Genomic DNA, 11909 nt, shown 5'->3' with positions numbered 1-11909 from the left:
TGGAATGATCAATTATTAGCTAATATTAAATAGGGATGTGCTCAAATATGATATACCTTGATTATGCAGCTACCACTCCAATGTCTGAACGTTCACTTGAAACTTTTACAGAAGTTGCACGCCATTACTTCGGAAACCCGAGCAGTCTGCATGATGCTGGTTCTTCGGCTTCAACCATTCTGAATAAGTGCCGCAGGAAACTGGCCGAAATTGTGAATGGGAGCGAGCAAGGAATATACTTCACAAGTGGTGGGAGTGAATCGAATATACTAGCCCTTCAGTCGCTTATCGATGCCAACAAGCAGAAGGGAAACCACCTGATTACTACGGTGATCGAGCATTCATCTGTGCTTAACCTTTTTGCCAAATTGGAAAGGCAAGGTTACGAGGTCACGTACTTACCCACTAATAACGAAGGGCAGATAGAACTCGATACGTTAAAAAAAGCTGTGCGGCCCAATACGATATTAGCATCCATCCATTGTGTAAACGGGGAGCTTGGAACGATTCAGCAGATAGACCAATTTGGAGAATTTCTGCATTCCCGTGGTATCTTACTGCATTGTGACAGTGTCCAGGCATTTGGCAAACTTCCGATTGATATTCAGAAGATGAAAGTCGACAGTATATCGCTTTCCAGTCATAAAATATATGGCCCAAAAGGCGTTGGAGCCGTTTATATCGATCCTTCCGTCCATTGGATCCCCCAAATACCCTCAACATCACACGAGAGAGGGTTCAGGCCGGGAACCATCAATGTGCCTGGAATTGCAGCATTCATCACTGCTGCTGCAGACATGATCGATGAAATGCAAACAGAAAAAAAGCGAATGGGAGATTTAAGAGAAAATCTCATTAATTTACTATCGGACATCCCCTATCAGCTGATAATCGAGGAATCAGCAACCAGCCAATTACCGAATATCCTGGGACTCCGGATTGTTGGTATGGAAGGACAGTATGCTATGTTGGAACTGAATCGGCATGACATAGCTGTTTCCACCGGAAGCGCCTGTCAGGTTGGCAGACAACAGCCTTCCAAAACGATGAAGGCCATCGGAAGGACAGATGAAGAATCGCTCCAATTCATAAGAATTTCAATGGGGAAACATACAACTAATGAGGATATCCAACGAACGGGCGAATTTCTGCGCTCGATATTAGATAAATACTTTGATGAACAATAGCTGGATTTCGGGTTTTTAAGGAGAGAAATGGAATGAATGAAGAGAAAAAACCTTCAGGAAAAGCAAGAAGAGAACAGATTCTGAAGTGGCTGAAAGAAATCGATGAACCACTGACAGGTGGCCAAATAGCAAAGAAAAACGGTGTCAGCAGACAGGTAATTGTCCAGGATATCTCCTTATTGAAAGCTAAAGGAGAACCTATTATCGCCACAAGTCAGGGTTACTTATATATCCGGGATGAAAACAGTGATTCCACCCTTAATAGAATTATTGTTTGTGGACACGCACCGGAACAAACACGGGAAGAACTTTATATTCTCGTCGACCATGGAGTGACGGTCAAAGATGTAAGAATAGAACATCCGGTATATGGAGACCTAACTGCATCTATTATGGTCAGCAGCCGGATAGAAGTGGATCAGTTCCTCCATAAAATAGAACAGACAAACGCTGCTTATCTATCGGAATTGACGGATGGGACACATCTCCACACGATTGAATCCGATTCAATAGCTAAACTGGACCAAGCATGCGAAGCATTGCAAAAAGCTGGGATTCTGTTAGATTCGTGATACATCACAATTGTCATGGGAAATAAAAAAAAGCGCAGTCAGTTGACTGCGCTTTTAGCTGTTATTCATTGTCGTTTTCTGAATTATCCTCTGCACCGACCAATTCCGGCTCGGACTGCCCTTCATCTGTATCTTCTTCAACCGTACCTGAATCTGGGGTCAGGATACTGACGACTGTTGTATTTTCATCTTCTGTAATTTCATATTCATTGCTGGATTTTAAGTCGGCAACTGTGATACTATCTCCGACTTCCAATTTTGAAACATCGACTTTAATTTCTTCTGGAATGTTTCCCGGCTTAGCTCGTACAGCTAAATAGTAAAGAGGCTGCTGTAAAACACCGCCGTCTTTAGAACCTTGAGCTTCACCATCAAGATGGATAGGCACTTCCACATCGATTTCCTGGGACATATTGACCGCATAGAAATCAGCATGGATTAATTCGTCTTTGATCGGCTCCACTTGATAGTCATGAAGCATAACATCAACCGGGGAATCTCCTTCGACATTAAGGGAGATTATTGCGTTTCTTCCCTCATCACGTACTGTTTTAAGTAGTTCTATACTATTTACAGCCACTGTCTTCGGCTCTTTTCCTTTTCCATATACTACAGCCGGAACGAAGCCTTCTTTTCTAATCTTTCTCGTATAAGAACTTTTTAAATCCTCTCGTTTGTCTGCTTTGAGTTTTACTGCCAAGTTCATCACCCTCCATTGAAATTAAACAATCTAATTGTTATTATTTCCCGCTATGTGGTGTGTTTAAACCTTGGTGCAGTGCGAAAAGGGGTAGATACCCCCAAAAGGGGACCCTTCTTTCTAAAACTGATTAATCAAACAATACACTTACGGATTGCAGTTCATGCACTCGAATAATTGCTTCACTGATTAATGGAGCAACGGATAGCTGTTTTACTTTTTCGATTTGTTTTTCTTCTCTTAGTGGGATGGTATTCGTAACTACTAATTCTTTTATCTTGGAATTTTCGATTCTCTCTATAGCGGGTCCGGATAAAACCGGGTGTGTACAACAAGCATACACTTCTTCCGCTCCGTTTTCAATTAATGCATTCGCCGCAAGCGTGATGGTTCCGGCTGTATCGATGATATCATCGATCAAGATGGCAGTTTTCCCTTCGATATTACCCACGATATTCATAACCTCTGACACGTTTGGACGAGGTCTTCTCTTATCGATGATGGCAATTGGAGCCTTCAGACGATCCGCCATTTGACGCGCCCTTGTCACACCACCGTGGTCGGGCGACACAATGACGAGGTCGTCGAAGTTTCTTTCCTGGAAGTAATCAGAAAGAATTGGCACACCTACTAATTGATCAACCGGAATATTAAAGAATCCCTGTATCTGTGGTGCATGGAGATCCAATGTGATCACACGGGATGCTCCTGCCGTTTGTAGTAAGTCAGCTACCAGCTTAGCAGTAATCGGTTCTCTGGCACGGGCCTTTCTGTCTTGGCGTGCATAGCCATAATAAGGCATCACAATATTGATGGATTTTGCCGAAGCTCGTTTCAAGGCGTCAATCATGATCAACAGTTCCATTAAATGTTGATTAACCGGTTCACTTGTAGACTGAACGACATATACGTCACAGCCTCGAATGCTTTCTTCAATATTTATTTGAACTTCCCCGTCGCTAAACGTGGAGACAGAACATTTACCCAATTCTGTTCCGATGTTAGCAGCGATAGCTTCTGCCAGGCTTGGGTTGGAATTCAGGGTAAAAACTTTAAGGGATGAATCTTTGTATCCAGTTGACATCTGATGAGCCCTCCATTAATCTTTTTTCTGTTTATTGATTTTTTTTGCATATTCTTCTTTGTTGGTTTGTCTGGCACGTGCGATGGAAAGTGCTTCATCCGGTACATCTTGGTTAATCGTTGAACCTGCGGCTACATATGCACCTTTACCTACTGTTACCGGGGCAATCAAATTGGAGTTGCAACCAATAAACGCATCATCGCCTATTTTTGTCAGATGCTTGTTTTGCCCATCATAATTGACGGTAATTGTTCCACATCCTATGTTTACACCCTTGCCGACCTCTGCATCCCCGATATAACTCAAATGAGAAACCTTGCTTTGATCATCCAAGGTTGCTTTCTTCACTTCGACGAAGTTGCCGATCTTCACTTCATTTCCGATATTTGCCTGCGGCCTTATATGAGCAAATGGACCAATCTGGACTCTGTTTCCGATCGCACTGTCTTTGGCCACACTTTGGCGGATGACTGTTTCTGAACCAACCGTGCAGTTATCTATTTCTGTGTGAGGCCCAATGACTGCCTCCGTCTTAATGACTGTATGACCATTGATGATACTACCAGGATAGACAACAACATCCTGTTCTATCGCCACGTCCGGGCCGATGTAGGTGTTTTCCGGATCTGTAATGGTTACACCGTTTCTCATATGATGTTCATTTATCCGCTTTTTCATTAATTTTTCCGCCTGGGAAAGTGCTACCCGGTCATTGACTCCAATTGTTTCATCGAAGTCACCGGTTTGGAAGACACTAATTTTTTCATTAGCCTGTTTTAAGATTTCCAATACATCCGGAAGGTAATACTCTCCCTGTGCATTGTCGTTGGAAACTTGTTTCAACGTTTCAAATAAAGATTTATTATCGAAACAGTAAGTACCTGTATTGATTTCCTTGACAGCCAACTCTTCCTTGCTCGCATCTTTTTGCTCCACGATTCTCTGCACTTCATCGGCATCATTTCGAATCACTCTGCCGTATCCTGTTGGATCCGGAGCCTCGGCAGTAAGCACGGTAGCCTTTGCACCTTCTTTGTCATGATGGTTAAGCAATGCTTCCAAGGTCTTGTGTGTAAGCAGTGGCGTATCCCCGCTCACCACAATTGTCGTTCCCTCTTCATTTTCCAGAAGGTCTTCCGCTTGAAGAACGGCATGTCCGGTACCTAATTGCTCTTCCTGGATGACATATTGTGAGTTGTCTCCTAACTGGTCCTTCACTTTCTCGGCACCGAATCCGACAACCGTGATCAGTTTATCCAATTCAAGTTTATTCAGTTGGTCGACTACATGCTGCACCATAGGGCGACCCATAACAGGATGTAGTACTTTGTACAATTTCGATTTCATTCTTGTCCCTTGTCCAGCTGCCAGAACAACTGCATATCGATTGCTCATATAAGAACCTCCATTCGAATACCTCTATCAAATCAACCATCTATAATCGACTGTGTTTTTTTTATTTTATCCAGTTACGAATATATATCAAAACAGGGGGTATTTCAATAGAGAGCCTCTATCAACGCAGGAAAATCGACATAAATAAAAAACACCTGAGCCTTTACCCGGTGCTTGTTCTCTTAAAATGATATAAGTGGTTCCTAAAAGATTGTTCGTTGCTGCATAAACTACGACATAACTTTTTCCCGCTTCCTTCCATTCTTTTCGAATTGAGTGGTAAGCCGACGCTGCGGAAAAGTAGAATTTTTACTATGTCGCAATTTCTCTCAACCGTGCATTTAAATGTTAGCCAGCCTCTTCGTATATAACCGCCGGCCGAGATTTGGGCCAAACAAAAAGAAGTCTAATCCTTGAAGATTAGACCCCCTGCTGTCATTGCTTTTTGCTTTAGGATGCGCCTGCTTCCTCGTATTCCACTTCAACTTCACCAGCTCGATGGTACTCTTCCAATACAGCGTCCTGGATTTTAGCACGTGTATTCGAATTAATTGGATGGGCGATGTCGCGGAACTCACCGTCCGGAGTACGTTTAGAAGGCATCGCTACAAACAACCCATTATTTCCATCAATTACGCGAATATCATGGACAACAAACTCCTGATCCAACGTAATAGAAGCAATTGCTCGCATTCTTCCCTCGGTATTAACGCGGCGTAATCTAACGTCAGTTACTTCCATTATGTCTCACCACCTTTTCCCATTAGAACTTATTATCTAGATTCAACAAAATAAATAGAATTCCTGCTACATTCTGAAATTTTTTTGAAAATATTCAAATAATCTTAAAAAAAGGAAAAGGTTTGGTTTTATATATGATTTTCGGAATAGTGATCAAAGAAATTGCCTTCCCGCACCTCGATCTGTTTGTTCTTCATATCCACATTATTTATTTGAACGATTGACGTATAATCCAGAACGACCCGGTCCTCTTCTTCATCCTCAGCCTCTGCCAAAACGCCTACAGCAGTCACTTCTGCTTTGAATTCATCAAGAAGGGCTTTCATACCGTTGATCGTGCCGCCTGCCTTCATGAAGTCATCAATGATGCAGACTTTTGCTCCTTCCTGCAAGCTTCGCTTGGGAAGTACCATTGTTTGTATCTTTTTTGATGATCCTGAAACATAGTTAATACTGACGGTTGAACCTTCCGTGACTTTCGGATCCCGCCGTACAATGACTACAGGTACGTTCAGAAAAGATGCGACAGCATAGGCAAGCGGAATACCTTTAGTCGCCACTGTCACCACTACATCTATTTCCAAGTCGGAAAAAGCTGAAGCGAACAGCCTCCCGATATTCCTGACTTTTGATGGTTCATTGAGCAAATCGCTCATGTATAGATAGCCTCCAGGCAGAATCCGTCCCGGATCCTCCAGTTGTTCACAAAGATCCCGAATAAAGGATTTGCAATTTTCCAGAGAATAGCTTGGGATGTATTTCACACCACCGGCAGCACCAGAGATCGATTCCAAGTAACCGATACCCTGTTTTTGAAAGTTCTTATTTATGATGGTCAGGTCCTCACTTATCGATGACTTTGCTGAATCCATTTCTTTAGAGAAAAACGGCAAAGATACCAACTGTGAGGGATGCTCAATTAAATAGTTTGTCATCGCTACCAAACGGTCGCTTCTTTTCATATTCCACCTCAAAAACCGAATATTTTATATAGAATATACCACTTATATACGTGTTTAATCAAGTGGCTGGCGATAGCCCAGCATTCTGACTACATAAACTTCCTCACAAAACCCTCTAAGACTGTTATAGATTCTGTATGCCCGGCTTTCCTGCTGGACAAGGGAAAATACAGTTGGTCCACTTCCGCTCATCAGTACTGCTTCCGCTCCTGCTTGCTCCATTTGGTTTTTGATTTGTTCCACCTCCGGGTAAAGAGAAAGCGTAACAGACTCCAGTACATTGCCCACTTTCCGGCACATAAGTTCAAAGTCGTTTTTACGCAGTGCTTCCATCATCCCCTTTGTATCCGGATGGGTCACATTGTCCAGTTTCAAATTTTTATAAATGGACTGTGTGGAAACACCGATGGTCGGTTTAGCCAAAACGACCCAGCATGAAGGCGGTGCAGGCAGTTCCTTGATCCGCTCTCCCCTTCCCTTCGCCAATGCGGTTGTATTGTAAACACAAAAAGAAATATCGGAGCCGATTTTCGCACCTAAATCAGCCATCTCGCGAGTCGACAACCCCATGGACCACATTCTGTTCAGTCCTCGCAGCACAGCAGCTGCATCACTGCTCCCGCCTGCAAGCCCGGCTGCCACCGGTATATTTTTCTCGATGAAAATTTTGACGCCCTTGTCGATTCGGTATGTATCTTTCAGTAATTTAGCAGCACGGTAAGCCAAGTTGCGTTCGTCATTCGGCACAAACTGGTTTTCCGATTCAATAATAATCCGGTCACTGGCTAGCGGGGTAAGCTCGATCCGATCCGCTAAATCAATGGTGGTCATCACCATTTCGATTTCATGAAAATTATCCGGCCTTTTATATAATACATCTAATGATAGATTGATTTTGGCGGGTGCTTTTTCAAGTAAATGCACTTTTTTCACCTACTTTTGAAGATATATCCTAAATTGTATCATATCCTTTCCCCACAATCATTAATGCCTAGCACTACCAACGCCGCTTAATAAAAAGGAGACAAACCCCATATTAGGATTTGTCCCTTGCCAACTGTTCTTCAGCCATCTCTACTGCCCGTTTCACCATATTACCGGCATCACGGGCGCGTATTCCTCCCCAACCTTCTCGCTGGACCGTGTCGTAAAAACCCAACTCTTTAGCAATTTCTTCTTTCAACTGGTCTGACATGATTCCTCTTCGCCTGCCCATGAAAGAACAACCCCTTTCGAATAGTTCTTACGACAATATCAGTTTGCCCGGCCAGACACGATGTTACGCATATAGATTGCTTGCAATTATGGAAATATCTTCAGTATATTTCCCTCTTTTTTAGAGTATAAAAAAAGCAGTAAACACTGTTTACTGCTCCCCTAATGCCATCTTGCTCATATCATCGATGAAATTTAGTTCTACGGTTTCTGTCAATACATCTGCATAGCTGTAAGATACACGCTCAAACGCATTCTCATCTTGATCCAGCTCTACGATAAATACTGAGGGATACGTTTCAGCCAGTGTTCCAAATCGTTCGATAGTCTTCCTTCTTCCGCCATTTGCTCTAAGCTTCAGGCGCTTTCCGATTTGTCCATCTAAACCTTGTTTGATTTCCACTAATGTTTTAGCCAATAGACTCCACCTCACTACTCACACTATACCACATGCTTGTTTCAAAGTCAAATAAAATCTTATATTATAACAGCATAGCAAATTTACTGTCAATAATAAAAAGTTCTTTTCTCTAATTATTGTTTATTTTATCTAATAAAAGGAATTTTATGTGTGATTTTTTTACATTTCTCCATGACTTCAATTTTCAGTATTGCCAAGTGGAGGCTAATCGACTGTATCTTCCGCTGCTTCTTCACTGATGTAAGGCATTCCAGTCCTTAACAGACCTCTTGTCTCCACTCCTCCAAGTCCCTTTTCCCCGCTCAGTGTATTTCTCAGCGCATCCCAGACACCGACCTTCTCCATAAAAGGAGTAAAGGCAATTTTCGCTGCGATATAAACCGGGTCCAATGCGTGAATATTGATTCTGGAAGGCGAGCTGGCAAAGTTAGCACCGGCACGGATCAGTGATTCAAAATGAGATTGGCATGCCCCTGCAAAAATGACCAATTGATCTAAATGCGGGACTACATTGCGGGCTTCTCTTACCGTCTCAGCAAAATACTTAGAATGACGGTATGCCCTCAAGTCATTTTTCGTACCCTTGTTCCGCGAAAAAGCATCATGCCCAGTGATGACAATAATATCCGGATGGATTTTTTTCACTAAGGAGGCTATTTCCATCGGCATTTCTTTTTCACTTAAGTGGACACCGTGAACTTGGAGACCGATTCTTTGATAGACATCGATACATTTCTTGAGATAAAGACGATCACCATCCAGATGAAGAACCCGCGCAGGGATTTGAAAGTAATTTGTGGATTGATGGTACCCATTCGTGGACTCATATTCCCTCTTTTCTTTCATCAGTTGATAGTCCTGGCGAAACAGACGGAACGAGTAATCTTCTTTTTCCTTCACAAGTTTACGCCTGTGCTCCAAATCTCTTTGTTCCACGACTGCCAGGTCTTCCGGGAGAGCGTCAGCAACTAACCGGATATCTTCGCCATGCAAGAGTACATGGTTTTCTGATTTATTGATGACTCTGAACAATATATCGTTATTATAAGAGTTTCGGGTTACTAATTCTCCAATTGCAAATTGCATAATTCCACCCCATACATTTCCGGTTGTGATTTGTTCACATAACTGAGACCATTTGGTTATTAAATAGCCTATGTATTGGCGGTAAAGTTGTGCGTATCCTGACTTGCGAATATGAAGAAAGCAGGGCTGCTTATTGTCCCTGCTCCTTTCTGTATTCATAGCTTGTATTCGCAAGATCGGCGAATTCTTCCATCGTCAGTGACTCGCCCCTGCGAGTTCCGTCGATTTCTGCTTTTTCCAAAATTTCTTCAATTATTTCTTTCGACAATGTATCTTTGAAATAGCGGATAAGATTGTTCCTTAATGTCTTTCTCCTTTGCCCGAAACATCCTTGTACTAAGTCGAAGAAAAACTCTTCGTTCCTCACTTCGACAGGCGGTTCCTCTCTAAGCTCGAGATGCAGTACAGAAGAGTCCACATTTGGCTGCGGCATAAATACCGTTTTCGGAACATTAATCGTCACTTTAGCTTGTGTATAGTACTGTACAGCAATGGAGAGAGAACCATAGCTTTTCGTATTAGGTTGTGCAGCCATCCTGTCGGCTACTTCCTTTTGGATCATCACGGTGAAACTGTCCACCGGCAGCCTGTCCATAAGCAATTTCATCAAAATGGGGGTAGTTATATAATATGGAAGATTGGCAACGACTTTGACACGCTGCCCCTCTTTGAAGTTTTCCTTCATCACCTTCCTGATATCTGCTTTTAAAATATCTTCATTGATGATTGTTACATTGGTATAGGAATCAAGGGTATCTTCCAAAATTGGAATAAGCCGCTGGTCTATTTCAAACGCGACCACTTTTTCCGAATAGATGGCCAGTTGTTCTGTTAATGCACCCATACCAGGCCCTATTTCCATTGTCCCTGTATGTTCATCTATTCCTGCTTGTTCGATGATGTTTCTCAGCGTATTTACATCGATCAAAAAATTCTGGCCTAGGCTCTTTTTAAAAGAAAAGCCGTATTTGTTTAGTATTTCTTTCGTTTTAAAAGGAGTCGCTATAGCTTTCTGCTCACTCATTTTCTTCCTCCTTTATTATTCGCTTCATTGTTGTTGAAAACTTTTCTTGTGGTATTTCAAACATTTGCAGCCGTTTCAATAACTGCTTGCCATTTGTATAACCTATTTTCAGTTCAGTTCCAAGTCGCTCACGTCGATGCCTCGCTTTGGGACCTCCAAGAAGGCCGAACCTTAATAAGTCCTCGCGTGTGATTTCATAGTCAACACTGACGCCAATTTCGTACACCTCAGACAATGCTCGGCGAATCGATGCCGCGGAAGCATGTTCTATTCCTATTCCTTTATCGTGTTTGGCCTTTGCTTCCGATCTGGGAAGAAAGGCGTGTTTACATCCGGGCACTGCATTGGACACAATATGCCTGATTCTTTGTCCGGGGTAATCCGGATCGGTAAAAATAATCACGCCGCGTTTTTGCTGGGCATGTTTTATTTGGTCGAGAATTTCTTGATTCACTGCAGATCCATTGGTTTCAATAGTATCTGCATCAATCGCCTGCTTTATTTTGGCTGTATCGTCTTTTCCTTCTACTACGATGATTTCCTTAATTCTGGAATTATCCATTTCTTCACCTGCATTTACTTGTTATATAACCACTTTATCTTAATACCTTTCACGAATAAAGAAAAGTATACACAAGTTGCTGTAGTCCTTTTGAAAATGAAATTTATTCATACTTTGTGGATTTTTTGAGATTTACATTTGAGGGAAATTGCGACATAGTGAAAACTACTTTTTGTGACGTTTTCTCTCATTCTGATGTTTATTGAGTGTTGGTACTCGCTGCGGCAGAACACTTCGCTTTCCGCGGGCACGGCCTCAGCCTCCTCATCAGCAAAGAAAGCTTCTTGCGGGGTCTTCGGACACGTGGGACTGCGATTACTCGCCCCATCGAAGACCTTTCGCTGTTCCTGCAGGAGTCTGCGTGTTCTGCCTTCGCTTTTAGATTTTTTCTGAATTTTGGTTAGGGAATATCCCATGTTAAACAAATTTAGGACCAATTCCCACTTGATTAGAATTTCTATCCAAAGCGGAGGAAAAATACGAGACTCCAGTGGGAAAGGAACAGTCTGAAGACCCCGCAGTGATGCGTCTGCGTCTTCTAGTATCGCTTCGTAGTAAGCTTCCTCGACGCATGGTTTTCGGTGGGACGAGTAATCGCAGTCCCAAAAGGTCTTCGGTGGGACGAGTAATCGCAGTCCCAAGGGAGCAAAGGAGCCTACTCAAGTAGTACCCTGGCTGAAGCGTTCCCCACGGAAAGTGAGTATTTTTCCGAAGCGCTGGACTACCAACTCAATCCGAAAAGGATGATAGGAAGCCACAAAAAGTTATGTCGCAGTTTATAGTTTTTCTGCAGTGGCATGGGTTTTCGGTGGGGGAGGTAATTGCTGCTTCTGGAAGTAGTCGAATTGAAAAAAGCCTCTGCCAGGAATTTGGCAAAGGCTGCTATTTATAATCAACAATTAATCCAATACTTTCACTTGTACTTTTTTGCTTCCGAAACTTTTCGCAGCAGAACTGGAC

At 42.6% G+C, this 11909-nt stretch carries 13 protein-coding genes; 2 read left to right on the top strand and 11 right to left on the bottom strand.

The genetic code is table 11. The features are described from left to right. The first annotated feature begins 47 nt into the window (after nucleotides 1-47). Nucleotides 48-1187 (top strand): IscS subfamily cysteine desulfurase, encoded by a 1140-nt coding sequence (locus tag CZ434_RS14955; protein ID WP_077623901.1) that lies wholly within the window; start codon nucleotides 48-50, stop codon nucleotides 1185-1187. Between the two features lie 32 nt (nucleotides 1188-1219). Next, complete coding sequence (locus CZ434_RS14950; protein ID WP_077623900.1) at nucleotides 1220-1759, top strand: transcription repressor NadR; 540 nt, start codon at nucleotides 1220-1222, stop codon at nucleotides 1757-1759. Between the two features lie 61 nt (nucleotides 1760-1820). Here CZ434_RS14950 and CZ434_RS14945 read toward each other — a convergent pair whose 3' ends face one another. From CZ434_RS14945 to rnmV, 11 genes are all read right to left on the bottom strand, one after another. Beyond that, complete coding sequence (locus CZ434_RS14945; RefSeq protein WP_077623899.1) at nucleotides 1821-2459, bottom strand: 50S ribosomal protein L25/general stress protein Ctc; 639 nt, start codon at nucleotides 2457-2459, stop codon at nucleotides 1821-1823. A gap of 130 nt (nucleotides 2460-2589) precedes the next feature. Continuing rightward, on the bottom strand, nucleotides 2590-3543 hold the full coding sequence (locus CZ434_RS14940; protein ID WP_077623898.1) for a ribose-phosphate diphosphokinase: 954 nt from the start codon (nucleotides 3541-3543) through the stop codon (nucleotides 2590-2592). Between the two features lie 15 nt (nucleotides 3544-3558). Then, nucleotides 3559-4938 (bottom strand): bifunctional UDP-N-acetylglucosamine diphosphorylase/glucosamine-1-phosphate N-acetyltransferase GlmU, encoded by a 1380-nt coding sequence (glmU, locus tag CZ434_RS14935; protein WP_077623897.1) that lies wholly within the window; start codon nucleotides 4936-4938, stop codon nucleotides 3559-3561. A 450-nt stretch (nucleotides 4939-5388) separates the two neighbouring features. Further along, nucleotides 5389-5679, bottom strand: coding sequence for a septation regulator SpoVG (gene spoVG, locus CZ434_RS14930; RefSeq protein ID WP_077623896.1), 291 nt, complete (start codon nucleotides 5677-5679; stop codon nucleotides 5389-5391). 128 nt (nucleotides 5680-5807) lie between these two features. Further along, the gene (gene purR, locus CZ434_RS14925; RefSeq protein WP_077623895.1) at nucleotides 5808-6641 is read right to left on the bottom strand and encodes a pur operon repressor; all 834 of its coding nucleotides are present in this window, start codon (nucleotides 6639-6641) and stop codon (nucleotides 5808-5810) included. Nucleotides 6642-6695: 54 nt separating this feature from the next. Continuing rightward, nucleotides 6696-7565: a 4-(cytidine 5'-diphospho)-2-C-methyl-D-erythritol kinase gene (gene ispE / locus CZ434_RS14920; RefSeq protein ID WP_077623894.1), complete on the bottom strand. Its 870-nt coding sequence runs from the start codon at nucleotides 7563-7565 to the stop codon at nucleotides 6696-6698. A gap of 112 nt (nucleotides 7566-7677) precedes the next feature. Then, complete coding sequence (locus CZ434_RS14915; protein ID WP_077623893.1) at nucleotides 7678-7857, bottom strand: small, acid-soluble spore protein, alpha/beta type; 180 nt, start codon at nucleotides 7855-7857, stop codon at nucleotides 7678-7680. Nucleotides 7858-8007: 150 nt separating this feature from the next. Beyond that, the gene (gene veg / locus CZ434_RS14910) at nucleotides 8008-8274 is read right to left on the bottom strand and encodes a biofilm formation stimulator Veg (RefSeq protein ID WP_077623892.1); all 267 of its coding nucleotides are present in this window, start codon (nucleotides 8272-8274) and stop codon (nucleotides 8008-8010) included. Between the two features lie 207 nt (nucleotides 8275-8481). Further along, entirely contained in the window at nucleotides 8482-9363 is an 882-nt protein-coding gene (gene yabG, locus CZ434_RS14905) for a sporulation peptidase YabG (RefSeq protein WP_077623891.1), read from the bottom strand. A 130-nt stretch (nucleotides 9364-9493) separates the two neighbouring features. Next, nucleotides 9494-10387, bottom strand: a complete 894-nt coding sequence (gene rsmA / locus CZ434_RS14900) for a 16S rRNA (adenine(1518)-N(6)/adenine(1519)-N(6))-dimethyltransferase RsmA (protein WP_077623890.1) — start codon at nucleotides 10385-10387, stop codon at nucleotides 9494-9496. Further along, nucleotides 10380-10949 (bottom strand): ribonuclease M5, encoded by a 570-nt coding sequence (gene rnmV / locus CZ434_RS14895; protein ID WP_077623889.1) that lies wholly within the window; start codon nucleotides 10947-10949, stop codon nucleotides 10380-10382. The genes rsmA and rnmV overlap by 8 nt, the downstream gene beginning before the upstream one ends. Between the last annotated feature and the right edge of the window lie 960 nt (nucleotides 10950-11909).

This window comes from Sediminibacillus massiliensis, from assembly GCF_900156915.1.
GTDB classification, from domain to species: domain Bacteria; phylum Bacillota; class Bacilli; order Bacillales; family Amphibacillaceae; genus Sediminibacillus_A; species Sediminibacillus_A massiliensis.
This window is presented reverse-complemented; position numbering and strand designations above follow the sequence as displayed.

What these genes read in the sequence shown, in the direction of transcription:
- CZ434_RS14955 (WP_077623901.1), top strand. Translation starts at nt 48, where the DNA reads ATGATATACCTTGATTATGCAGCTACCACTCCAATGTCTGAACGTTCA.
- CZ434_RS14950 (WP_077623900.1), top strand. Translation starts at nt 1,220, where the DNA reads ATGAATGAAGAGAAAAAACCTTCAGGAAAAGCAAGAAGAGAACAGATT.
- CZ434_RS14940 (WP_077623898.1), bottom strand. Translation starts at nt 3,543, where the DNA reads ATGTCAACTGGATACAAAGATTCATCCCTTAAAGTTTTTACCCTGAAT.
- glmU (WP_077623897.1), bottom strand. Translation starts at nt 4,938, where the DNA reads ATGAGCAATCGATATGCAGTTGTTCTGGCAGCTGGACAAGGGACAAGA.
- spoVG (WP_077623896.1), bottom strand. Translation starts at nt 5,679, where the DNA reads ATGGAAGTAACTGACGTTAGATTACGCCGCGTTAATACCGAGGGAAGA.
- purR (WP_077623895.1), bottom strand. Translation starts at nt 6,641, where the DNA reads ATGAAAAGAAGCGACCGTTTGGTAGCGATGACAAACTATTTAATTGAG.
- CZ434_RS14915 (WP_077623893.1), bottom strand. Translation starts at nt 7,857, where the DNA reads ATGGGCAGGCGAAGAGGAATCATGTCAGACCAGTTGAAAGAAGAAATT.
- yabG (WP_077623891.1), bottom strand. Translation starts at nt 9,363, where the DNA reads ATGCAATTTGCAATTGGAGAATTAGTAACCCGAAACTCTTATAATAAC.
- rsmA (WP_077623890.1), bottom strand. Translation starts at nt 10,387, where the DNA reads ATGAGTGAGCAGAAAGCTATAGCGACTCCTTTTAAAACGAAAGAAATA.
- rnmV (WP_077623889.1), bottom strand. Translation starts at nt 10,949, where the DNA reads ATGGATAATTCCAGAATTAAGGAAATCATCGTAGTAGAAGGAAAAGAC.